20 protein-coding genes are annotated in these 22,286 nt (G+C 59.6%); 6 read left to right on the top strand and 14 right to left on the bottom strand.

The features are described from left to right. Positions 1-36: 36 nt before the first annotated feature. From creC to rloA2, 3 genes are read right to left on the bottom strand one after another with little or no spacing between them, the layout of a single operon-like run. Positions 37-1,476: a two-component system sensor histidine kinase CreC gene (creC, locus tag GIR22_RS08070; RefSeq protein WP_154742824.1), complete on the bottom strand. Its 1,440-nt coding sequence runs from the start codon at positions 1,474-1,476 to the stop codon at positions 37-39. Beyond that, a complete protein-coding gene (gene creB, locus GIR22_RS08075; protein ID WP_154742870.1) occupies positions 1,476-2,144 on the bottom strand; it encodes a two-component system response regulator CreB in 669 nt (222 codons plus the stop codon). The genes creC and creB overlap by 1 nt, the downstream gene beginning before the upstream one ends. 58 nt (positions 2,145-2,202) lie before the next feature. Then, on the bottom strand, positions 2,203-2,703 hold the full coding sequence (gene rloA2, locus GIR22_RS08080; RefSeq protein ID WP_178122156.1) for a retropepsin-like aspartic peptidase RloA2: 501 nt from the start codon (positions 2,701-2,703) through the stop codon (positions 2,203-2,205). A 175-nt stretch (positions 2,704-2,878) separates the two neighbouring features. Here rloA2 and GIR22_RS08085 point away from each other — a divergent pair, with 175 nt between their 5' ends. After that, positions 2,879-3,772 carry an acyltransferase gene (locus GIR22_RS08085; protein ID WP_154742825.1) on the top strand — a complete coding sequence of 298 codons (894 nt, stop codon included), beginning with the start codon at positions 2,879-2,881 and terminating at the stop codon, positions 3,770-3,772. 381 nt (positions 3,773-4,153) lie between these two features. On the opposite strand, the gene GIR22_RS08090 is transcribed toward GIR22_RS08085, so the two are convergent. Next, positions 4,154-4,717, bottom strand: coding sequence for a DUF2780 domain-containing protein (locus tag GIR22_RS08090; protein ID WP_154742826.1), 564 nt, complete (start codon positions 4,715-4,717; stop codon positions 4,154-4,156). A 315-nt stretch (positions 4,718-5,032) separates the two neighbouring features. Between GIR22_RS08090 and GIR22_RS08095 the strand changes: the two genes are divergently transcribed. Further along, positions 5,033-5,491, top strand: coding sequence for an anti-sigma factor domain-containing protein (locus GIR22_RS08095; protein WP_154742827.1), 459 nt, complete (start codon positions 5,033-5,035; stop codon positions 5,489-5,491). A 53-nt stretch (positions 5,492-5,544) separates the two neighbouring features. Here GIR22_RS08095 and fdhA read toward each other — a convergent pair whose 3' ends face one another. The 8 genes from fdhA to GIR22_RS08135 all read right to left on the bottom strand — a co-directional run bounded on the left by fdhA (position 5,545) and on the right by GIR22_RS08135 (position 15,464). Beyond that, on the bottom strand, positions 5,545-6,744 hold the full coding sequence (gene fdhA, locus GIR22_RS08100; protein ID WP_088423304.1) for a formaldehyde dehydrogenase, glutathione-independent: 1,200 nt from the start codon (positions 6,742-6,744) through the stop codon (positions 5,545-5,547). A gap of 118 nt (positions 6,745-6,862) precedes the next feature. Then, the gene (purU, locus tag GIR22_RS08105; protein ID WP_034101145.1) at positions 6,863-7,720 is read right to left on the bottom strand and encodes a formyltetrahydrofolate deformylase; all 858 of its coding nucleotides are present in this window, start codon (positions 7,718-7,720) and stop codon (positions 6,863-6,865) included. 123 nt (positions 7,721-7,843) lie between these two features. Next, a complete protein-coding gene (locus tag GIR22_RS08110) occupies positions 7,844-8,476 on the bottom strand; it encodes a sarcosine oxidase subunit gamma (protein WP_154742828.1) in 633 nt (210 codons plus the stop codon). 82 nt (positions 8,477-8,558) lie between these two features. Further along, complete coding sequence (locus GIR22_RS08115) at positions 8,559-11,576, bottom strand: sarcosine oxidase subunit alpha (RefSeq protein WP_154742829.1); 3,018 nt, start codon at positions 11,574-11,576, stop codon at positions 8,559-8,561. Continuing rightward, complete coding sequence (locus GIR22_RS08120) at positions 11,573-11,875, bottom strand: sarcosine oxidase subunit delta (protein ID WP_154742830.1); 303 nt, start codon at positions 11,873-11,875, stop codon at positions 11,573-11,575. The genes GIR22_RS08115 and GIR22_RS08120 overlap by 4 nt, the downstream gene beginning before the upstream one ends. A gap of 156 nt (positions 11,876-12,031) precedes the next feature. After that, on the bottom strand, positions 12,032-13,282 hold the full coding sequence (locus GIR22_RS08125) for a sarcosine oxidase subunit beta (RefSeq protein WP_154742831.1): 1,251 nt from the start codon (positions 13,280-13,282) through the stop codon (positions 12,032-12,034). 22 nt (positions 13,283-13,304) lie between these two features. Then, entirely contained in the window at positions 13,305-14,558 is a 1,254-nt protein-coding gene (gene glyA, locus GIR22_RS08130) for a serine hydroxymethyltransferase (RefSeq protein WP_154742832.1), read from the bottom strand. Between the two features lie 168 nt (positions 14,559-14,726). After that, positions 14,727-15,464 (bottom strand): TraX family protein, encoded by a 738-nt coding sequence (locus GIR22_RS08135; RefSeq protein WP_154742833.1) that lies wholly within the window; start codon positions 15,462-15,464, stop codon positions 14,727-14,729. Positions 15,465-15,554: 90 nt separating this feature from the next. Here GIR22_RS08135 and GIR22_RS08140 point away from each other — a divergent pair, with 90 nt between their 5' ends. From GIR22_RS08140 to GIR22_RS08150, 3 genes are all read left to right on the top strand, one after another. Next, positions 15,555-16,595 carry a threonine aldolase family protein gene (locus GIR22_RS08140; RefSeq protein ID WP_154742834.1) on the top strand — a complete coding sequence of 347 codons (1,041 nt, stop codon included), beginning with the start codon at positions 15,555-15,557 and terminating at the stop codon, positions 16,593-16,595. Positions 16,596-16,778: 183 nt separating this feature from the next. Continuing rightward, entirely contained in the window at positions 16,779-16,979 is a 201-nt protein-coding gene (locus GIR22_RS08145) for a hypothetical protein (protein ID WP_154742835.1), read from the top strand. A 136-nt stretch (positions 16,980-17,115) separates the two neighbouring features. Then, entirely contained in the window at positions 17,116-17,649 is a 534-nt protein-coding gene (locus tag GIR22_RS08150; protein WP_154742836.1) for an REP-associated tyrosine transposase, read from the top strand. A gap of 521 nt (positions 17,650-18,170) precedes the next feature. Here the strand turns inward: GIR22_RS08150 and gbcB are convergent. Next, positions 18,171-19,271 (bottom strand): glycine-betaine demethylase subunit GbcB, encoded by a 1,101-nt coding sequence (gene gbcB / locus GIR22_RS08155; protein ID WP_154742837.1) that lies wholly within the window; start codon positions 19,269-19,271, stop codon positions 18,171-18,173. Positions 19,272-19,553: 282 nt separating this feature from the next. Between gbcB and gbcA the strand changes: the two genes are divergently transcribed. Next, on the top strand, positions 19,554-20,849 hold the full coding sequence (gbcA, locus tag GIR22_RS08160; RefSeq protein WP_154742838.1) for a glycine-betaine demethylase subunit GbcA: 1,296 nt from the start codon (positions 19,554-19,556) through the stop codon (positions 20,847-20,849). Between the two features lie 660 nt (positions 20,850-21,509). On the opposite strand, the gene etfB is transcribed toward gbcA, so the two are convergent. Further along, positions 21,510-22,280 carry an electron transfer flavoprotein subunit beta gene (gene etfB, locus GIR22_RS08165; RefSeq protein ID WP_154742839.1) on the bottom strand — a complete coding sequence of 257 codons (771 nt, stop codon included), beginning with the start codon at positions 22,278-22,280 and terminating at the stop codon, positions 21,510-21,512. Positions 22,281-22,286 lie beyond the last annotated feature (6 nt).

Here is a 22,286-nt window from a genome sequence, read left to right on the forward strand (position 1 = left end):
GAATGAGGGAGAGTCTGCAAGCGCTGTGTGGGGGATTTATGTGGGGAGTGTGGAGACTGTGTGGAGATGCAGCACCACCTGCACGCCGCCCGGCACGTTACCGATCTGCAACGTGCCGCCGTGCAGCTTCATCACCTCCTCGACAAAGTTGAGGCCCAGGCCAGTGCTTTTGCGACCGCTGGCCGGGCGCGGCAGGGAATAGAAACGCTCGCTCAAGCGCGGCAAGGCGTACTCCGGGATGGGCTCGGCCTGGTTGAACAGATACAAGAGCACATCAGCGTTACGCACTTGGGCAGTGAAGCGCAGTGCACCACCCGGCGGAGTGAAATCCAGGGTGTTTTCCAGCAAGTTACCCAAGGCTTGGCGCAACAGGAACGGCTCACCGAACACCCGCACATCCGCTGCAATCGACTGTTCAACCTGCAAACCTGCCCCTTCGATTCGCGCGCACTGGGCCTGGAGCACTTCGTCCACCAGCGCGGCCAACGACACGCTGGCCTGATCTTCCAGGCCTTGGCGCTGCTCAACCTGGGCCAGGTTCAACAGCCGTTCGATCAACTGCTGCAAGCGCGCACTTTCACTGTCGATATTGCTGACGAAACGCTGCTGCTGAGCATGAGACATATCGCCCTGCAACAGCTCTGCCGCACCACGAATCGCCGCCAGCGGACTTTTCAGTTCATGAGTCAGGGTGTGCACATAACGCTCGACATAGGCTTTGCCTTCCAGTTGAGTGCGCATGTGCTCGACCGCGCTCGACAACTGCTCCAGTTCGCCACCCCGGTAATGCGGCAACTCGGCGCGACGCCCCTCGCTCACCGCCTGGGCGTAAACCGTCAGCCGGCGCAACGCGACACTCAGCCACCACGACAGCAACGCCCCGAACAGCAGGCCCAGGCCCACCAGTCCGGCGCCGTACCACAGCAGGCGGTTCTCGGTGCGGTCGACATAAGGTTGCAGCGAACTGTTGGGCTTGGCCACGGTGACCACGCCAATGACCTGCCCGTTATCGCGGATCGGCGCACCAACGTGCATCACCGATGACGCCGGGTTATCGATCTCGCTGCGGGTCGAACGGGCGCCGTATTCGCCCCGCAGGGTCAGGTAGACATCGTTCCATTTCGAATAATCCTGCCCCACTGCTTCGCCCGTGGAGTCCAGCAACACAATGCCCTTGGCGTCGGTGACATAGATACGGTGGTTGACCTGATTCTTCGGCAAGCCCCAGATGGTGGCGCCCGGCCGACGGCTGCCGTAAGCCTTGAGCAACTGCGGCCAGTGGCTCTGGCCGAGGGTGCCGTGCTTGACGTCTTCGCGCAGGACTTCTGCCAACAGGTTGGCGGTGTCCACCAGGGTTTCTTCGGTGGATTGGCGCACCCCTGGGCGGATTTCCTTCATGACCGTGTTGAGCACGAAGTAACCCGTCAGGCCGATAAACAGCGCATAGACCAGGAAAAATCGAACCCCCAGGCGCATCAGCTGTGGCCCGGGCTGTAGCTGTAGCCAAGGCCGCGGTGGGTCTGGATCGGCTCGGCATCGGGCGCCACAGTGCGTAACTTGCTGCGCAGGCTTTTGATATGGCTGTCGATATTGCGTTCGTAGCCGACATCGACGGCGACACCCACGGCATCCAACAGCTGCTCGCGGCTGAACACCCGTTCGGGCTGCTCCAACAGACAGTTCAGCAGCCGGAACTCGTGACGGGTCAGGCTCAACGATTGCCCGCGATAGTTGATCTGCATGCGTTGCAGGTCCACCTGGAATACGCTCAGCGCAACACCCGGTACCACTCGCTTGAGAATCGCCCGCACCCGCGCCGCGACTTCCCGAGGGCTGAAGGGCTTGACCACATAATCGTCGGCGCCAATCTCCAGGCCCACCACCCGATCAATCTCGCCGTCCCGGGCACTGAGGAACATCACCGGCACTTCGCTGAAGCGGCGCAATTGCTTGCAGGTTTCAAAACCGCTGATGTCTGGCAGGCCGATGTCGAGAATGATCAGGTCTGCCGGGCTCTGGCGCTGATGCTCAAGCGCGGCCTGGCCAAGACTCAGCCAGGTGGTGGTGAAACCTTCGCCTTGCAGGGCAAAAACCAGCGTGTCGGCTATCGCCGCTTCGTCTTCGACAATCAGGATATGAGGCATGGCATCCGAGCACAGGGAGGCAAAGGTGAACGGTGCCCCATGCCTCATGCCGCGTCAATCAGCAGTCGGGCTTGTCAGCCGTGTAGCGACGGGCCGGGTTCACGGCAGCGCCGAACTCACGCAGCGCCTTGGCGCCAATCAACAGCGGATAGTTGAAGCTGCTGCGGTCGGTGAGGTTGACCTCCACCGTACGCTTGACGTTGCCCAGGCACATTTCCAGGTCAATCACCGGGCGTTTGGCGACGCTGGCGTCATCCTTGTCTTCGTCCTCGTCGGCACGGCTCTTGATCTTGCTGATCCGCGCGACTTTATGCTCGTAGACCTTGTTACTGGTGTCCTTGCCGTTCAGACGAAAACGCACCCAATCGTCGCCGTCACGGGTAAAGGTCTCGATATCCTTGGCCGACAACGAGGCGGTCAATGCACCGGTGTCCATCTTGGCTTTGAACGTTTCACCGATTTCCGGCAGTTGGATGTACTCGTAGCGCCCGTACAGGGTCGGTTCGGCGGCCATGACCGGAAGCGTCACGAGGGCTAGCAAGGCAAGGATCGATTTCACGTAGGTGGTTTCCTTGAAATAGGTGGACAAATTCTAGACCGCATAAACAGGCCTTAGTTGAATCAACGAGCATACCCAACGCAAAGTGAAACATTTGTCGTGGGGGACTTGCGATTTGGCCTCTAGACTGAAGTCTGCTTATCATGAGCTGCCCAAAGATTACCAAGAGTTGCTTATGCGCCGCCTGCTCACCGGCTGTTTCGTCACCTCACTGCTATTGCTCAACACCCTTGTCCTGTTCGGACCGCTGATGGTGTTTGCCCTGCTCAAACTGGTGGCCCCCGGCCGCTTCCGCGACTATGCATCAACGGCAGTGATGTGGATTGCCGAAACCTGGGCCGAGATCGACAAATTGATTTTCGCCCTGTGCATCCCCACCCAATGGGATATTCGCGGCGGTGATGAGCTGCGTGGTGACACCTCCTACCTGGTGATCAGCAACCATCAATCGTGGGTCGACATTCCGGCGCTGATCCAGGCCCTCAATCGCCGTACGCCATTCTTCAAGTTCTTCCTGAAAAAGGAGCTGATCTGGGTGCCGCTCCTGGGCCTGGCCTGGTGGGCGCTGGATTACCCGTTCATGAAGCGCTACACCAAGGCATTCCTGGCCAAGCATCCGGAACTGGCGGGCCAGGACCTGAAGATCACCCAGCAGGCGTGCGAGCTGTTCAAGCGCCAGCCGGTGACGGTGGTCAATTACCTGGAAGGCACGCGCTTCAGCCAGGCCAAGCACCAACAGCAGGCCTCACCCTTCAAGCGCCTGCTCAAGCCCAAGGCCGGTGGTGTGGCGTTCGTGCTGGCCGCCATGGGTGAACAGCTCGACGCGGTCCTTGACGTGACCGTGGTCTATCCGCAGGAGAAAATTCCGGGTTTTTGGGATTTGATCAGCGGCTCGGTGCCGAAAGTGATCATAGATATCCGCACCCACGAGCTGGATCCAGCCTTGTGGCAGGGGGATTACGAGAACGATCCGGCATTTCGCCAGACCGTCCAGAACTGGGTCAACCGGCTCTGGATGGAAAAGGATGCGCAGATTCGGCAACTGCTTAACCGTAACGATCCGGCATAAGGTCGGCAAGAGCCGGCGTGCCCAGACAACTTAGCCGGAATACCGCTCTCCCGACAGGGCGTTGAAGTCGATCCGCTCTCGCATCGGGATCCGAGGATCGTCAGCACCCGACTTCAGTTGATCTCCTCCCTCAGGAGATAACCCAGGGAGTTGGTTCCCATACGAAGGAAAGTGGCCATTACCGATTGTGCTCATATAAATGCATCCGCTAGTAAGGTAGAGAGTTTCTCCCTGGCACTCTGGCCGGGAGCCCTCTGATCAGTGGCAAAGGCAACCCAGCCGTTCCTTAAAAAGTGTTACCGCATTTACCTAGCCCAATCAGCCCAAGCGAATAACCGAAGCCAGGTTCAACACATCCAGTGATGCACCAGCCTCACAGCATCAAGCGCCCCAAATACCTCCCAGGTTCTGGAGCAGCGAACCGCCAACGCCCTGGTCACCCAGATACTTGAGAATCACCGGGGCAAACTTGCCGACCATGCTGTCATCCATGCCCAACGCGCTGAACGCGGTATTCAGGTCACTGGTGTTTTTCACGTTACCCAGCACACTGTCCAGGCCCGAAGTCTTGCTGCCACCGTTCTGGCCCAGCATGCCGCTCAACGCACCCAGGCTGCCCAGCGAATTGCTGCCGGAGAGTTTATCCAGGCCCGGCACGCTTTGGCTCAACTGCGAGTAGTCACCACCACCCAGTTGGTTCTTGGCCAACCCCAGCATAGCGCCAGTACCACCAACGGCCTGTTCCGGCGTCACGTTCAATTGCGAAGTCAGGGCGCTCAGCAAACCGGCGGTTTGAGAGCTCGGCGCGGCGGCGGCCGCCTTATTTGCGCCTTGCGAACCGGAAACCGCATTAGCCACGTCACCCAGGCTGAAACCCGCCGCGAACACCGGGCTGGCTGCCACGGTCAGCAGGCAGGACAGGGCAAAACCGCGTGAAATTTTCATCGAGACAACCTCTTGATTCATGAACCCGCCGGCCTACACCGGCTGGGCTGGGACAAAGCAGCTGTTGGACCAAGGCGCCTGGAGAATTGTTCCGCCCTGCAGATTAGTTCAGAAACCCTGTATCCAGCCGTTGCCCGAGCAATAAGGCGACGGACTGAACGGTTATCTCAGGAACCCATCACCTCTTTTAAGGTCAATGCCTGTATTGGAAAACCCGAACAGCCTGCCGGCAAATAGCCACCAATGGCAGAGCTGGCCTGCCGCGAGTCCCTTGACCGCCACGCACCGCACTCAACCACTGTCAGGAACAACCTAATGAATTCGCCCCAACCTCACGTGATTGAGCACAAGCCTTCATTCTGGAGCCGTCCTCGTCTGTTCATCGCAACGTGCGTCGTTGTGGTCGCAGGCCTCGGTGGCGCGATTTATACCCAAGATGACGTCAAGTCCGCCGCGACCCTGGTCACCACCAACCAACAACCGGCAACCCAGATCAGGGCGCACAAGGATTATCTGGAAGTGGAGCCAATTGCCTCTACCGCCCCTGAGCCTGACCGCAGCCTGGAGCTATGGGCGATGCCCGCAGGTAGCGCTCCCGTCTCCCTGGGACTGCTGCCCGAAGATGGCAAAGGCATCATTGGCCTCAACCCACGCCAGCAAGAAACCATCAGCCAGCCGGTAGAGCTGCTGGTCAGCTCGGAAACCAAGGGCGGCTCGCTGAGCAAGCAACCCACTGGGCCGACGGTGTATCAAGGTGCGCTGGCACGGCGCTAAGCCCCAGACGCAAAAAGGGCGACCCCAGGGTCGCCCTTTTCTTTGCCTGGCGTTTACGCCGCACTGAACAACTTGTGCGGATCAATCACAAACTTCTTCGGTACACCCGCATCGAACTCGCCATACCCACGCGGCGCGTCATCCAGGCTGATCACTTCTACGCCCACAATGTCGGCGATCTTGATCCGGTCCCACATGATTGCCTGCATCAGTTGGCGGTTGTATTTCATTACCGGGGTCTGGCCGGTGTGGAAGCTGTGGGACTTGGCCCAACCCAGCCCGAAGCGGATGCTCAGGCTGCCCATTTTCGCGGCGGCATCCACGGCACCTGGATCTTCGGTGACGTACAGGCCGGGAATACCAATTTTGCCGGCCACGCGCACCACACCCATCAACGAGTTGAGCACCGTGGCAGGCGCTTCGTGCTTGACGCCGTCATGGCCGTGGCCACGGGCTTCAAAGCCCACCGCATCCACCGCACAATCGACTTCCGGTTCGCCCAGCAACGCAGCGATTTGTTCGTGCAGCGGCGTGTCCTTGGACAGGTCGGCAATTTCAAAACCCTGAGCCTTGGCGTGAGCCAGGCGGATCGGGTTGACGTCGCCGATGATCACCACCGCGGCGCCCAACAGGCGCGCAGAAGCAGCAGCGGCCAGGCCAACAGGACCGGCACCGGCCACATAGACAGTGCTACCTGGGCCAACACCGGCGGTTACGGCACCGTGATAACCGGTTGGCAGAATGTCGGAAAGGCAAGTCAGGTCACGGATCTTTTCCATGGCCCGGTCGCGGTCCGGCAGTTTCAGCAGGTTGAAGTCGGCGTAAGGCACCAGCGCGTATTCGGCTTGGCCACCGGTCCAGTCGCCCATGTCGACATAGCCATAGGCGCCGCCCGGACGAGCCGGGTTTACGCTCAGGCACACGCCGGTGTGCATTTCCTTGCAAGAGCGGCAACGACCGCAGGCGACGTTGAACGGTACGGAAACCAGGTCGCCGATTTTCAGGTTTTCGACGTCGCTGCCTTTCTCGATGACTTCACCCGTGATCTCGTGCCCCAGCACCAGGCCGGTCTGGGCAGTGGTACGGCCGCGCACCATGTGTTGGTCGGAGCCGCAGATATTGGTGGAGACCACGCGCAGGATGACGCCGTGCTCAATCTTCCTGCCACGGGGGTCCTGCATTTTGGGATAGTCGATTTTCTGTACTTCGACCTTGCCGTTGCCGAGATATACGACGCCACGATTACCAGACATGTGAGTCACCTCTATCTTTGTTGTTGTGGAGAATGGAGTGAGCTTCAAGCGGCAAGCTATAAGCCGCAAGAAGTGTGCATACCGCCTTTTCTTGCGGCTTGAAGCTTGCAACTTGCCTCTAAAGAACGACCGTCCTGTTAGCGTTCAAAAACACCCGTCTTTCGATGTGATAACCCACGGCTCGGGCCAGTGTCAGCCCCTCGATATCCCGCCCCTTGGCAATCAGATCCTCGGGATAGTGACTGTGATCCACCACCTCCACGCCCTGGGCGATGATCGGGCCTTCGTCCAGGTCGTTGTTGATGTAGTGCGCGGTGGCACCCACCAGTTTCACGCCCTTGTTGTAGGCCTGGTGGTAAGGCTTGGCACCCTTGAACCCCGGCAGCAGGGAGTGGTGGATATTGATGGCCTTGCCATCGAGCTTGCGACACAGCTCCGGTGACAGCACTTGCATATAGCGGGCAAGGATCACCAGTTCGGCGCCAGTGTCTTCCACCACTTGCCACACCTGACGCTCCTGGGACGGTTTGTCGTTGGGGTCGAGGGGGAAATGGTAGTAGGGAATCTGGTGCCAGTCGGCCAACGGTTTGAGGTCGGGGTGGTTGGACACCACCGCGACCACGTCCATCGACAATTGACCGATGCGCTGGCGGTACAGCAGGTCATTCAGGCAGTGATCGGCCTTGGAGACCATGATCACCACTTTTGGCCGGTAGTTCGGCGCCGTCAGTTCGAAGATCATGCCGAAGGCCTCGCCACGCGCGGCCAGGCCATCACGGAAAGCCTGTTCGTCGAAGCCGTCGGGCTGGCGAAACTCCACACGGATGAAAAAGCGGCCCGAGAGCCGATCATCGAACGAGTGGTGTTCGGTGACGTAGCAGCCCTGCTCGAACAGATAGCGGGTGACCGCATCCACCGTGCCGAGCACGCTGGGGCAGTCGGCAGTCAAAATCCATGTATCGGGTGCGCGGCTCATTGTTGGTGACTCCTTGATCGTTCCCACGCTCTGCGTGGGAACGCCGCCATGGACGCTCTGCGTCCGCTCTTGGGACGCGGAGCGTCCCGGGATGCATTCCCACGCAGAGCGTGGGAACGATCATTACGCTTGGACGCTCAGGCCAAATTCGGCCGATGCATCCTGCAACCACAGCCACCAGTAATCCGAGAAACTGCGACGAATCACCAGTTCCCAGGTGTCTTCAGCCGTGTGGCGAATCACCAATTGCGACTTGGCAAATACCGTCCCCACTGCCTTGCCCACCGGGAAGTTGTTGGGGTGCACGTCGTAGCTGGTGGACTTCATTAGCACGTCGCGCACATTCGGGCCGCTCAGTTCCAGGATCTGTTGGCCGCCGCTGACGTTGACGATCTGGATATGCAGGTCGCCCAGCGCCTCACGCAGACTTTTCTCGGCGCCAAGTTCCTCACCGCTCGGTACCACCAGCAGCCACTCGTCCGGGCCCAGCCATTGCAGGCTGGTTTCGCCCTTGACGATGACAGCCAAGGCGCCCGGCAACTCAATGCCCAAGGCCTTGTGTACGCCGGCGGCAAAGGCCGCGTCATGGCCATCGCCACGAATGGTCAGGTGGCCGAGGAGTTTCTTTTCGCGCACGGTCACACCGGCGTTTTTGCGGCCCTTGCCCACCAGGCTGGCGAGGTCGGCATGGTGCAGCGACGACTCGGCCCTGGCCCCGGTGGTAGGGCGTTGTTCATATACATTGACTGCGGTCATATGGAGCACCTTTGTCTTAAATTGATCGTTCCCGCGCTCTGCGTGGGAATGCCGCCATGGACGCTCTGCGCCCGATCAGGTGTCAGATGTTCTGCTGCTCGCCTTTCGGGTCGAAGAACACCGAGGAAACAATCTCGGCCTCGATCACGCTGCCATCCGCCAGCGGTGCAAATACCCGCTCGCCGATGCGCTTCAAGCCGCCCTTGACCACGCCCATGGCAAACGAATAACCGAGGGAGTTATGGGCATAACTTGAGGTGACGTGGCCGACCATCTTCATCGGGATCGCCTGCTTGGTGTCGAACACCAACTGCGCGCCTTCCGGCAGCCACACGTTCGGATCAATCGGCTTGAGGCCCACCAGCTGTTTGCGCTCTTCGCGCACGCAATCTTCACGGTTCATCCCGCGCCAGCCAATCCATGAGAACGGCTTGGTACGGCCGACACACCAGCCCATGTTCAGGTCGTCCGGGGTCATCGAGCCGTCAGTGTCCTGGCCGACAATGATGAAGCCCTTCTCGGCCCGCAGCACGTGCATGGTTTCAGTGCCATACGGCGTCAGGTTGTACTGCTTGCCGGCCTCGACGATTTGTTCCAGCACGCCCATGGCGTAGTCGGCCTGCACGTTGACTTCATAGGACAACTCGCCGGTAAACGAGATCCGGAACACCCGGGCCGGCACACCACCTACCAAACCTTCTTTCCAGGTCATGAACGGGAAGCCGTCCTTGTCCAGGTCGATGTCGGTGACTTCTGCCAGCAGCTTGCGGCTGTTGGGGCCCGACAGGGTCATGGTCGCCCAATGGTCGGTGACCGAGGTGAAGTACACCTTGAGATCCGGCCATTCGGTCTGCTGGTAGATTTCCAGCCACTGCAACACACGGGCCGCACCGCCGGTGGTGGTGGTCATCAGGAAGTGATTGTCGGCCAGACAGGCGGTGACGCCGTCGTCGAAGACCATGCCGTCTTCCTTGCACATCAAGCCGTAGCGGGCCTTGCCCACGTCGAGCTTGGTCCAGGCGTTGCTGTAGATGCGGTTGAGGAACTCACGGGCATCCGGACCCTGAATGTCGATCTTGCCGAGGGTGGACGCGTCCAGCAGGCCAACGCTGTCGCGTACCGCCAGGCATTCGCGCTTCACGGCGGCGTGCAGGTCTTCACCGTTGCGCGGGAAGTACCAGGGGCGTTTCCACTGGCCGACGTCTTCAAACTCGGCGCCGTTCTTCACGTGCCAAGCGTGCAGCGCGGTGTAACGCACCGGCTCGAAGATATGCCCACAGTGCCGGCCCGCTATCGCGCCGAAAGTCACTGGCGTGTAGTTGGGGCGGAACATGGTGGTGCCCATTTGCGGGATGGTCACGTTCAGGGAGCGGGCGGCAATGGCCAGGCCGTTGACGTTACCCAGCTTACCCTGGTCAGTGCCGAAACCCAGCGCGGTGTAGCGCTTGACGTGTTCCACCGACTCGAAACCTTCACGGGTCGCCAATTCGATAGCGGCGGCGGTCACGTCGTTTTGCAGGTCGACAAATTGCTTCGGCGCCCGTGCCGTGGCTTTTTCGTGAGGCACCTGGAACAGCGCCAGGGTTGGCTCTTCCAGGCGGCTCAGGGCTTTGGGCAATACGCCTTCCACTGGTTGGAAACCGGCTTCGCTGGCTGCGCGCACGCCGCCTTCAAAACCGTCCGCCAGGGAATCACCGAGGCCGTACACGCCGTTGATACCACCGACACACACGCGTTTTTGCGGTGCTTCGCCCGGAACAAAACCGAGGATGTCTTCACGCCAGGTCGGTTTGCCACCCAGGTGCGAAGCCAGGTGAACCACAGGGCTGTAGCCGCCGGAGCTGGCCACCAGGTCGCAATCCAGCCATTCACCGGGGCTGGTGACTTTATGCGCTTTGACGTCAATCGCCGCCACGCGGGCACCGGTCACGTGCTTGCTCCCGCGGACCTCGATCACGGCGCTGCCGGTGAGGATGCGAATACCTTTGGCGCGCGCTTCTTCAACCAATGCGCCGCGTGGGTTGTGGCGCGCATCGGCCACGGCCACGACTGAAAGGCCTGCGTCAAACCAGTCCAGCGCCACACGGTAGGCGTGGTCGTTGTTGGTCGACAGCAGCAGCTTCTTGCCCGGTGCCACGCCGTAACGGCGCACATAAGTGGAGACCGCACCGGCCAACATGTTGCCCGGCACGTCGTTGTTGCCATATACCAGCGGACGCTCACACGCGCCGGTGGCCAGCACCACGCGCTTGGCGCGGACACGGTGGATGCGTTGGCGCACTTGGCCAATCGGTGCACGGTCACCGAGGTGATCGGTAAGGCGCTCGTGAATGGTCAGGAAGTTGTGGTCGTGGTAGCCATTGACGGTAGCGCGAGGCAGCAGCAGCACATCCGGCAGGGAGTTGAGTTCGGCAATAACGCTGGCAACCCATTCGGTAGCCGGCTTGCCGTCGAGGCTTTCGCGAGAGTCCAGCAGCGTACCGCCAAACTCTTCCTGCTCATCGGCAAGAATCACCCGGGCGCCGCTGCGGGCAGCTGCCAGTGCAGCAGACAAACCCGCAGGGCCGGCGCCGACAATCAGCACGTCGCAATGACGGTTCATGTAGTCGTAGGTATCCGGGTCATTCTCGGTCGGCGAACGGCCAAGCCCGGCAGCCTTGCGAATGTACTTCTCGTAAGTCATCCAGAACGATTGCGGGTACATGAAGGTTTTGTAGTAGAAACCCGGCGGCATCAGCTTGCCGCCAACCTTGCCGAGAATGCCCATCATGTCGTTGTTGACGCTCGGCCAGCCGTTGGTGCTGGTGGCGACGAGCCCCTGATACAACGCCTGTTGCGTGGCGCGCACGTTGGGAATCTGGGTGGCTTCGGTGGCACCGATCTGCAGCACCGCGTTCGGCTCTTCGGCGCCGGCAGCAAAGATGCCCCGCGGGCGCGAGTACTTGAAGCTGCGACCGATGACATCGACGCCATTGGCCAGTAAGGCGGCGGCCAGGGTGTCACCTTCAAAGCCTTTGTAGCTCTGGCCGTTGAAGGTGAAGCTCAAGACTTTGTTGCGGTCGATCCGGCCACCGTTGGACAGGCGATTGATCTGGCTCATACCTTCTCTCCAGAAGCCTTGGCGGTGAATTGCGGCTGGCTGCCAATCTTGTAGGTTTCAAGAATTTCGTAGGTGACAGTGTCGCGGGTGGCGTTGAAGTACTGACGGCAACCGGCGGCGTGAATCCACAGTTCGTGGTGCAAGCCGCGCGGGTTATCGCGAAAGAACATGTAGTCGCCCCACTGCTCGTCGGTGCAGGTATTCGGGTCCAGCGGGCGCGGGATATGCGCTTGGCCGGACGCATGGAATTCCTCTTCGGAGCGCAGTTCGCCACAGTGAGGACAGAAGATATGCAACATAGGGAGTTTCTCCTCTCAAGCGCCGTGAAAACGTAGCGAGCTAAGGCAAGACAAGGCAAAAACAGGGGAGAAAGCGGAGCTTAGTTTACTAAGTGAGCATTTCGAGCCTGTTTTTAACGCAGTATTGCCGAGCGCAGTAGTTTTCATGGCGCTTTGTTAGTGGGCGACGGCTGCAGCGCCATGTTCATCGATCAACGCACCGTTGTGGAAACGGTCGATGGAGAAAGGCGCGGCCAACGGGTGCATTTCACCCTTGGCGAGGCTGGCGGCAAACACGTTGCCGGAGCCTGGGGTGGCCTTGAAACCACCGGTGCCCCAACCGCAGTTGAAGAACATGTTCGGTACCGGCGTCTTGGAGATGATCGGGCAGGCGTCCGGCGTGGTGTCGACGATGCCGCCCCACTGGCGGTTCATGCGCACACGGGACAACACCGGGAACATCTCGACGATGGCCTGGATGGTGTGTTCGATCACCGGGTACGAACCGCGCTGGCCGTAGCCGTTGTAGCCGTCGATACCGGCGCCGATCACCAGGTCGCCCTTGTCGGACTGGCTGATGTAACCGTGCACAGCGTTGGACATGATCACGCTGTCGATAATCGGCTTGATCGGCTCCGACACCAACGCTTGCAGCGGGTGGGATTCGATCGGCAGGCGAAAGCCCGCAAGGCCAGCCATATGCCCGGAGTTACCGGCGGTTACTACACCGACGCGCTTGGCGCCGATAAAACCCTTGTTGGTTTCGACGCCGATGCACACGCCGTTTTCCTTGCGAAAACCGATCACTTCGGTCTGCTGGATCAGGTCCACGCCCAATGCGTCAGCAGCCCGGGCAAAGCCCCAGGCCACGGCATCGTGACGGGCCACGCCGCCGCGACGCTGCACGGTGGCGCCCAGTACCGGGTAGCGGGTGTTTTTTGAGCAGTCGAGGTACGGAATCTCATCGGCCACTTGCTGGGCATTGAGCAGTTCGCCGTCCACCCCGTTGAGGCGGTTGGCACTGACCCGGCGCTCGGAATCACGGATGTCCTGCAAGGTATGGCACAGGTTGTAGACGCCACGCTGGGAGAACATCACGTTGTAGTTGAGATCCTGTGACAGGCCTTCCCACAGCTTCATCGCGTGTTCGTAGAGGTGCGCGGATTCATCCCACAGGTAGTTGGAACGCACAATGGTGGTGTTGCGCGCGGTGTTGCCGCCCCCCAGCCAGCCCTTCTCGACCACGGCCACGTTGGTGATGCCGTGCTCCTTGGCCAGGTAGTAGGCGGTCGCCAGACCATGCCCGCCGCCGCCGACGATGACCACGTCATACACCTTTTTAGGGGTCGGCGTGCGCCACATCTTCTGCCAGTTTTCGTGGTGGCTGAGTGAGTGCTTGAAGAGGCCGAAGCCCGAGTAGCGTTGCATAGTCATTACTCCAAAACCGCGCTCAGCGATAAACCGGGAAATCAGCGCACAGGGCGGACACATGCTTGGCCACATTGGCCTCGACGTCGGCATCGCCAAGGTTGTCGAGGATGTCGCAGATCCAGCCGGCCAGTTCGATGCACTGCGCTACTTTGAAGCCGCGGGTGGTTACCGCCGGCGTTCCGATGCGCAGGCCCGAGGTCACGAACGGCGACTGTGGATCATTTGGCACGGCGTTCTTGTTGACGGTGATGTGAGCGCGACCGAGGGCAGCGTCTGCCTCTTTGCCGGTGAGGCCCTGACGGATCAGGCTGACCAGGAACAGGTGGTTATCGGTGCCACCGGACACTACATCGTAGCCGCGTTTGATAAACACGCTGGCCATGGCTTGGGCGTTTTCGATCACTTGCTGCTGGTAGACTTTGAAGCCTGACTCCTGGGCTTCCTTGAAGCACACGGCCTTGCCGGCAATCACGTGCATCAGCGGGCCGCCCTGGGCACCGGGGAACACGGCAGCGTTGAGTTTCTTTTCAATGGCTTCGTTGGACTTGGCCAGGATCAACCCGCCACGCGGACCGCGCAGGGTCTTATGGGTGGTGGTGGTGACCACATCGGCGTAAGGCAGCGGGTTCGGATACAGGCCAGCGGCAACCAGGCCAGCCACGTGGGCCATGTCGACGAACAGCAACGCACCAACCTTGTCGGCGATCGCGCGAAAACGCGGAAAATCCAGGGTCTTGGAGTAGGCGGAGAAACCGGCCACCACCATCTTCGGCTTGTGCTCCACGGCCAGGCGCTCGACTTCGTCGTAGTCGATCAGGCCCGTGTCGGTGTTGATGCCGTACTGCACCGCGTTGTAGAGCTTGCCCGAAGACGACACTTTGGCGCCGTGGGTCAGGTGACCGCCGTGGGCCAGGCTCATACCCAGGATAGTGTCACCGGCTTGCAGCAGGGCCAGGTACACGGCGCTGTTGGCCGACGAACCGGAGTGCGGCTGCACGTTGGCATAATCGGCGCCAAACAGCTGCTTGGCGCGCTCGATGGCCAGGACCTCAACCTTGTCCACGTGCTCGCAGCCACCGTAGTAGCGCTTGCCTGGGTAGCCTTCGGCGTATTTGTTGGTCAGGCCGCTGCCTTGGGCTTCCATGACCCGCTTGCTGGTGTAGTTCTCTGACGCGATCAGCTCGATATGATCTTCCTGACGCTGCTCCTCGGCATTCATGGCCGCCAGCAGTGCATCGTCATAACCCTGGATCTGGTCTTGCTTGCTGAACATCGCGTCTCTCCCAGCCTTTCGTATTGTTGAGGCCTGTGCAGGGCCCTTTGATGCGATGGTAGGGCTGGCTTCAAGAGGTCAAATGCCTACGGACGCCACGCAAAGGTGCGTTTACGACATGGCTTGGGCAAATGACATTGGGCGGCCGGCATTTGTAGGAGCTCGCGCCTACATGGGACCGGCAACAATCTGACGGACAAATAGGAGCAACAGAAAATGCAGGGGATAAAGAGCATATGCCCAGCGCCGCATGGCCGGTGGTGAGACGTGTTTGGCATGTCGCAACAAGACCCATCCGGCCAATGGCGCAATCAGGCACATCGCCAATCCCGACAGCGCGACGACACTGGCACTACTGAGCAGAACCTGCCATTGATTGGCGGCGACGCACACCAGCCCCGGCACCACGCTGAAATACCAGGGCCGACGAAACACCAGCAGCATCGCCAGCGGCAACAGCACCCCAAAAAAGCCGAACATCAGGTGCGTCGAGAATATCGCCGCCAATAGCACAGCGATCAGCGCCAAACCTCGATCAACAGCCGTCTTTTGCTGCCATCCTCTGGCAATCAGCATACCCAGAGCCAAGGTAGGCAGCACATTGAGGCTGTGGGCATCGGCGATAAACATTCGATACGGCACCTCGCTGATCACGCTGAACAACAGCAGCCAGCCCAGGTAACGCCATTGAAAGGTCGCGGGCACATCCTTGACCCGCTGCACATTCGCCGCAATCACCAGGCAAAACCACGGGAACGCCAGGCGCCCCGGCACATACAGCCCATCCAGGCTCAAACCGACATAACGCAGGTGGTCCAGCACCATGCTCAATAGCGCCAGCCACTTGAGCAAATCGAGGGCGCCATCGCGGACGCGGCTGACAGGAATCGTTTCAATACCGTGCATAATTCCCCAGAGACTTTGCATTAACAGTGCGTGCGTACGCCCGACAATCTTGGGTAAAGTGCGCACCAACATCGACCACAGGAATAGGCCATGACCGACAAGAGCCAACAATTCGCCAGTGACAACTATTCCGGCATCTGCCCTGAAGCCTGGGCTGCCATGGAACTGGCCAACCAGGGCCATCAGCGCGCCTACGGTGATGATGAGTGGACCCACCGCGCCGCCGACGGTTTCCGCAGCCTGTTCGAAACCGACTGCGAAGTATTTTTCGCCTTCAACGGCACGGCCGCCAACTCCCTGGCGCTTTCATCACTGTGCCAGAGCTACCATAGCGTGATTTGCTCGGAAACTGCCCACGTCGAAACCGACGAATGCGGCGCACCGGAGTTTTTCTCCAATGGCTCCAAGTTGCTCACCGCCCGTACTGAAAACGGCAAACTGACGCCGGAATCGATCCGCGAGATCGCCCTCAAGCGCCAGGACATCCACTATCCAAAACCCCGTGTGGTCACCCTCACCCAGGCCACCGAAGTGGGCAGCGTCTACACGCCGGAAGAAATCCGCGCCATCAGCGTCACCTGCAAGGAGCTGGGGCTGAACCTGCACATGGACGGCGCGCGCTTCTCCAATGCCTGCGCGTTCCTCGGCTGCTCGCCTGCGGACCTGACCTGGAAGGCCGGCGTCGACGTACTGTGCTTTGGCGGGACCAAGAACGGCATGGCAGTGGGGGAAGCGATTTTGTTCTTCAACCACAAGCTGGCTGAAGACTTCGACTACCGTTGCAAGCAGGCCGGGCAACTGGCTTCAAAAATGCGCTTCCTCTCGGCGCCATGGGTAGGCCTGCTGGAGAATGACGCCTGGCTCAAGCACGCCCGTCACGCCAATCATTGCGCGCAATTGCTCAGCAGCCTGGTGGCGGACATTCCCGGCGTGGAACTGATGTTCCCGGTGCAGGCCAATGGCGTATTCCTGCAACTCTCGGAACCCGCTATCGAGGCACTCACTGCCAAGGGCTGGCGTTTTTATACCTTCATCGGCAAAGGCGGCGCACGGTTCATGTGTGCGTGGGATACCGAGGAAGAGCGTGTAAGAGAATTGGCAGCAGATATTCGGAAAGTGATGGGGGCCTGAAAGTAGCGAATACTGGCGCAATGCCGAGTCTGTTATTTGATATTTCTGACAGCATCGTGTTCCGTTTTGATTGACTAGCCTCTTGGAACCCGAAAGGAAAAAGCCGCTGCGGAGGCCACCTTTCGGGAAAACTGCCTGCCGAACAATCGGCCGGAAACGGAAATCCAGCAGAGGGCTATACCCATGGAATATCAAAGCAACAGCGACGGCCTGCAAAGCGATGGCACTGTCAGCACCACGGTCATTGACTGGGATGAGTTCAGGAAATACGCAAAAGTCGGTGACACTATCCAAGAGCCATCAAGGACGCTGAAGATTTACGAAAAAGTCTATGAATTGACAGCATCAGGCCAGCACTTCGTAGTCCATATCTACGCCCAGTAACCTTAACGCCCAAAGCCCGCGCCGCAAGCTCATGAGCTCCGGCGCGGACTGGTCCGCGCATTGATCGTTTCCACGCGTGGGCATGCATCCCCGGACGCTTCGCGTCCAGGCCACACCCCAATTCAAGGATGAATCCATGGGTAGAAGCCGCTACGTCATCACCGAACCCGAAAAGCCGCACTTCCTGACGTGTACCGTCATGGAGTGGCTACCGCTGTTTACCCGCGACTACATCGTGGGCCGTCTCCTGGATTGTTGGCGATATCAACAACGCCATGAGGCTCTAAACCTTTACGGCTATGTCGTCCTCGAAAACCATCTGCACTTTGTCGCCCAGGCGCCAGACCTGGGCAAATGCGTCAGCCAATTCAAATCCTTTACCGCCCGCACCATCATCAACGACCTGCAAGACAAAGGTGCAGAGCGAGTCTTGAGTCGCCTGCGTTTCAGCAAGCGCGCTCACAAGGCGGATCGGGCTTATCAACTTTGGCAGGAAGGCTCACACGCCGAGTTGGTGTATAGCGAAGCAGTGATGCGCCAGAAGCTTGATTACATCCACCACAACCCAGTGAAGCGGGGATATGTGGATCTGGCCGAACACTGGCGGTATTCCAGCGCCCGTAACTATGCGGGAATGGAAGGGCTGATCGAGATACAGCGCTGGCTCTAAAGATCGCAATGATCGCTCCCCCGCTCTGCGTCACACCTTGCACAAAGCTTGAGTCGTGCGCGCATGGCGGGACGCGGAGCGTCCCAAGAAGCATTCCCACGCGGAGCATGGGAACGAGCGGAGGCCGCAAGATATGGATCGTGGATCGTTCCCACGCTCGGCGTGGGAATGCAGCCCGTGACGCTCTGCGTCACACCTTGCACAAAGCTTGAGCCGTGCGCGCATGGCGGGACGCGGAGCGTCCCAAGAAGCATTCCCACGCGGAGCATGGGAACGAGCGAAGACCGCAAGATATGGATCGTGGATCGTTCCCACGCTCTGCGTGGGAATGCAGCCCGTGACGCTCTGCGTCACACCTTGCACAAAACTTGAGCCGTGCGCGCATGGCGGGACGCGGAGCGTCCCAAGAAGCATTCCCACGCGGAGCATGGGAACGAGCGGAGACCGCAAGATATGGATCGTGGATCGTTCCCACGCTCGGCGTGGGAATGCAGCCCGTGACGCTCTGCGTCGCCAAGAGGTTAGAACTCGATGCGCACGTCGCCCTTCGGCACGCTGCAGCATGACAGGATGTAGCCTTCGGCTTCGTCTTCCTCGGTGATCCCGCCGTTGTGCTCCATTTCGACTTCGCCGCCCAGTTTCATCACCTTGCAGGTCCCGCAAATCCCCATGCCGCAGGCTTTGGGGATCAGCAGGCCAAGCTTGGCCGCAGCAGCATGGACGGTTTCGCCGGGCGCCACACGAATGCTTTTGCCTGACGAAATGAACTCCACCTGATGCAAATCCGCCAGGTCGACTTCCGGGGCATCCGCGGCTTGTTCGGCTTGCTCCACTGCATCGGCACGGGCTTCTGGTGGCGTCTGGCCAAAAGATTCCTCGTGGTAGCGGCTCATGTCGAAGCCATTGGCTTCCAGCAAGCGCTTGACCGCGTTCATGTACGGCGTGGGGCCGCAGCAGAAGACTTCACGCTCAAGGAAATCCGGCACCATCAGTTCGAGCATTTTCTGGTTGAGGTAACCGCGGTAACCGGCCCACGGCTCACCGAGCCCGTGTTTCTCACAGATCAGGTGCAGGCTGAAGTTGTCGATCCGCGACGCCATGTGCTCCAACTCACGGTGGTAGATGATGTCTTTCGGCGAGCGGGCGCTGTGGACAAATACCATGTCGACATTGGCGTTGGTGTCGTAATACCAGCGCGCCATGGACATCACCGGCGTGATACCGACGCCACCACTGAGGTACAGCACTTTCGGGTTGGTGTAGTCGATGGCGTTGAACAGCCCGACCGGGCCGTGCACCGCCAATTCTTGCCCTTCATGAAGAGTGTCGTGCAGCCAGTTGGAGACACGGCCGCCCGGCACGCGTTTGATGGTCACCGAGAAGCTGTAGGGCACCGATGGCGAACTGGAAATGGTGTAGGAGCGCATGATCGGTTGGCCGTCGATTTCCAGCTCCAGGGTGACAAATTGCCCCGGCTTGAAAAAGAACAGGATTGGCTGGTCGGCCATGAAACAGAAGGTGCGCACGTCCCAGGTTTCCTGGATGACTTTGACGCAACGGACGGTGTGCCGGCCGTTGGCCCAGGTCTGGGTGGTTACCGGGTTCAGGAAGCTGTTGGACATGCTGTTCTCCACCGCCGATGGTCGGCCTTATGGTGGCGATTCTGCGTAACGCGAGAATCACCCATTTGTCTATCTGCGACATTCACATACTTATCGCAACCAGCCCCCGTACCATGGGAGTTGCGCGTCGGGAACAGAGTGGGCCATGTCGCTCATGGATAAGGTTCGAGGCAACGCCGGCCCCACACTCGCTCCACACAAAGACGCTTTCTGTACGCCTTGCATAGCACTAACCGTAGCCACTTATCTCGGCCACACAGAATGGCCATGAGGACACACACGATGGACGTCACCGCAACTTTAAGCTTGGGCGATCCGCTGGACCCCGCACGCAAGGCCACCGCGCAAATGCTGCAAGAACGCGAGCGCACCTTTTCGTTGCCGCAGCCGTTTTACTCTGATGAACGGCTGTTTGATATCGACATGCAGGAAATTTTCCAGAAAGAGTGGCTGATCGCCGGCATGACCTGCGAAATCCCCAGCAAGGGCAACTACCTGACCCTGCAAGTGGGCAAGAACCCGATCATCGTCATTCGCGGCGCCGATGGCGTGGTGCATGCCTTTCACAACGTCTGCCGCCATCGTGGTTCACGCTTGTGCACCAGCGACAAGGGCAAGGTGGCCAAGCTGGTCTGCCACTACCATCAGTGGACCTACGAGCTAGACGGCCGCCTGCTGTTCGCCGGCACCGAGATGGGGGCCGACTTCGACATGCAGCAGTATGGTCTCAAACCGGTGAACGTGAAGACCGCCGGCGGCTACATTTTTATCAGCCTGGCTGAGTCCCCACCGGCCATCGACGACTTCCTGTCGACGCTGAACCACTACATGGAACCCTACGACATGGAGAACACCAAGGTGGCGATTCAAACCACCTTGTTCGAAAAAGCCAACTGGAAGCTGGTGCTGGAAAACAACCGCGAATGCTATCACTGCAACGCATCGCACCCTGAGTTGTTGAAAACCTTGCTGGAATGGGACGACGTCACCGACCCACGGGCCGACCAGGCCTTCAAGGACCATGTGGCCGCGTCCGCCGCTGCCTGGGACGCCGAAAAGATCCCTTATGCCCACGCCAGCTTCGGCCTGCGTAACCGTATCGTGCGCATGCCTCTGCTCAAGGGCACCGTGTCCATGACCCTGGACGGCAAGCAAGGCTGCAAAAAGCTGATGGGCCGGATCAAGAACCCGGAACTGGGTTCCATGCGTATCCTGCACTTGCCTCACTCATGGAATCACTGCATGGGCGATCACATCATCGTTTTCACCGTGTGGCCGATCAGTGCCCAGGAAACCATGGTCACCACCAAATGGGTCGTCCACAAGGACGCCGTGGAAGGCGAGGATTACGACGTCGAGCGCATGCGCCAGGTATGGGACGCCACCAACAACCAGGACCGCCGCCTGGCTGAAGAGAATCAGCGCGGGATCAACTCCACCGCGTACCAGCCTGGGCCATATTCCAAGACCTATGAATTTGGCGTGGTGAATTTTGTGGATTGGTACAGCGAGCGGATGCTGAACAACCTCGGGGCTGAGCCTGCGGCGTATCTCAAAGGCGTGGCGGCACACGAATAACCACTGCCTGCAGGAGCGGGCAAGAACTGGGCGTCCCCCTCGCTCCTACAGGGGGACGCGTTGTACAAAATTCTTCCTGCCCAACTTATCCACAAAGCCACCCACAGCAATTGTGGGCAACTGCCCTTTCCTATCGAAACAAAACCAAGAAAATCCGTGACTTATTCAAATCCACGGATTTAGACCCTCACTGATCATTTTTTAACCTAAAGCCTGCAAGCCACGATCTGCATGGCCTACAGAGGAGCGCAAACACCTTATCCACAGAAGCACCAACAGACTTTGGGGGCAACTTCGGGTTATCTGTGGAAAACCCGCTAAAGCCAAGCAGAATCGAGGCTTTGAAGGGATTTACGGGCTGAAATAGCGACATTGATCATATTTTGATCAAACCCATGAATCCCTCTGTTTACATGGCCTGTAGCGGATAGCAAACAACTTATCCACAGAAACACCAACAGACTTTGGGGGCAAGTCCAGGCCCGGAACTTTCTTAATCCACAAAAAAACCCAAGGAAAACCGTTGGTTAGATTGGTTGTTTTTCGTACAAAAGGCTGCAGAGCTTGATTTGTATGGGATGTGGGCAGCAGCGAACAGGTTATCCACAGGCAGGCCAACCGAGACTGTGGGTAAAGCCTACCTCGCCGCTCCTACAGGACTTAGCGAACCACGCCTTCCTCAATCAACAGTTTGAGAATGGCTTGGGCACCGTCTTGCGGGCTGACACCCTTGAGCACTTGCCCGCCACCGCCACTGGCCTTGGCCGTAGCTGCTTTCATCCGGTCGGCGCCGCTCTTGGCCTTGATCACCTTGAGGCGCTTGGGCCGGGGTTTGGCCGGTTGCAACACAGCGCCTGTGAATAACTCATCCTCCAACACCTCTACGTCATGAGCTTCCAATAACCCACGCTGGGCCGGCCCGTAGGCACTTTGTCGAGGCTTGGGTGCGGCGTTATCCACCGTGGCGAGAAACGGCAGGCGTACCTTCAGGCGCCGCCGCTGCCCACGGGGCAAGGCTTGCAGCACATGAGCCACGCCGCGCTCGATGGACTCCACCTGGGCCAGGCCAACAATCAGCGGCCAGCCCAGTTGTTCGGCCAACAGGAACGGCAGCATCCCCGAGCCTTCACCGGTTTCGGCCTGGCTGCCGGTGAGCACCACCTCAGCGCCGGAGCCTCGCAGGTAGTCGCTGAGCACCGGCAAGGCATCGGCGCCAGCCGGTTGCTCCAGAACATGCAGTTGCTCCAAACCCATGCCCAGGTAGGCACGCAGGGTCGGTTCGGCAATGTCACCGGCGTGCAACACTTGCAGGTTATCCCCAGCCAGTTGCAAACCCAGCTCAAGGGCACGGGCATCCTGTTCGGCACGCCGTGGCCGGCCAGAAGTCGGATGGGCGCCGATGGACACCAGGCTGATTACATTGGTCGTCATTGTCAT

Origin of the sequence: Pseudomonas karstica, from assembly GCF_009707515.1 — a bacterium.
In the GTDB taxonomy this organism is placed as follows: domain Bacteria; phylum Pseudomonadota; class Gammaproteobacteria; order Pseudomonadales; family Pseudomonadaceae; genus Aquipseudomonas; species Aquipseudomonas karstica.

What these genes read in the sequence shown, in the direction of transcription:
- GIR22_RS08150 (WP_154742836.1), top strand. Translation starts at nt 17,116, where the DNA reads ATGGGTAGAAGCCGCTACGTCATCACCGAACCCGAAAAGCCGCACTTC.
- creC (WP_154742824.1), bottom strand. Translation starts at nt 1,476, where the DNA reads ATGCGCCTGGGGGTTCGATTTTTCCTGGTCTATGCGCTGTTTATCGGC.
- gbcA (WP_154742838.1), top strand. Translation starts at nt 19,554, where the DNA reads ATGGACGTCACCGCAACTTTAAGCTTGGGCGATCCGCTGGACCCCGCA.
- etfB (WP_154742839.1), bottom strand. Translation starts at nt 22,280, where the DNA reads ATGACGACCAATGTAATCAGCCTGGTGTCCATCGGCGCCCATCCGACT.
- creB (WP_154742870.1), bottom strand. Translation starts at nt 2,144, where the DNA reads ATGCCTCATATCCTGATTGTCGAAGACGAAGCGGCGATAGCCGACACG.
- GIR22_RS08115 (WP_154742829.1), bottom strand. Translation starts at nt 11,576, where the DNA reads ATGAGCCAGATCAATCGCCTGTCCAACGGTGGCCGGATCGACCGCAAC.
- GIR22_RS08140 (WP_154742834.1), top strand. Translation starts at nt 15,555, where the DNA reads ATGACCGACAAGAGCCAACAATTCGCCAGTGACAACTATTCCGGCATC.
- GIR22_RS08125 (WP_154742831.1), bottom strand. Translation starts at nt 13,282, where the DNA reads ATGCAACGCTACTCGGGCTTCGGCCTCTTCAAGCACTCACTCAGCCAC.
- GIR22_RS08095 (WP_154742827.1), top strand. Translation starts at nt 5,033, where the DNA reads ATGAATTCGCCCCAACCTCACGTGATTGAGCACAAGCCTTCATTCTGG.
- GIR22_RS08090 (WP_154742826.1), bottom strand. Translation starts at nt 4,717, where the DNA reads ATGAAAATTTCACGCGGTTTTGCCCTGTCCTGCCTGCTGACCGTGGCA.
- gbcB (WP_154742837.1), bottom strand. Translation starts at nt 19,271, where the DNA reads ATGTCCAACAGCTTCCTGAACCCGGTAACCACCCAGACCTGGGCCAAC.
- GIR22_RS08145 (WP_154742835.1), top strand. Translation starts at nt 16,779, where the DNA reads ATGGAATATCAAAGCAACAGCGACGGCCTGCAAAGCGATGGCACTGTC.
- GIR22_RS08120 (WP_154742830.1), bottom strand. Translation starts at nt 11,875, where the DNA reads ATGTTGCATATCTTCTGTCCTCACTGTGGCGAACTGCGCTCCGAAGAG.
- GIR22_RS08135 (WP_154742833.1), bottom strand. Translation starts at nt 15,464, where the DNA reads ATGCACGGTATTGAAACGATTCCTGTCAGCCGCGTCCGCGATGGCGCC.
- fdhA (WP_088423304.1), bottom strand. Translation starts at nt 6,744, where the DNA reads ATGTCTGGTAATCGTGGCGTCGTATATCTCGGCAACGGCAAGGTCGAA.
- GIR22_RS08110 (WP_154742828.1), bottom strand. Translation starts at nt 8,476, where the DNA reads ATGACCGCAGTCAATGTATATGAACAACGCCCTACCACCGGGGCCAGG.
- glyA (WP_154742832.1), bottom strand. Translation starts at nt 14,558, where the DNA reads ATGTTCAGCAAGCAAGACCAGATCCAGGGTTATGACGATGCACTGCTG.
- GIR22_RS08085 (WP_154742825.1), top strand. Translation starts at nt 2,879, where the DNA reads ATGCGCCGCCTGCTCACCGGCTGTTTCGTCACCTCACTGCTATTGCTC.
- purU (WP_034101145.1), bottom strand. Translation starts at nt 7,720, where the DNA reads ATGAGCCGCGCACCCGATACATGGATTTTGACTGCCGACTGCCCCAGC.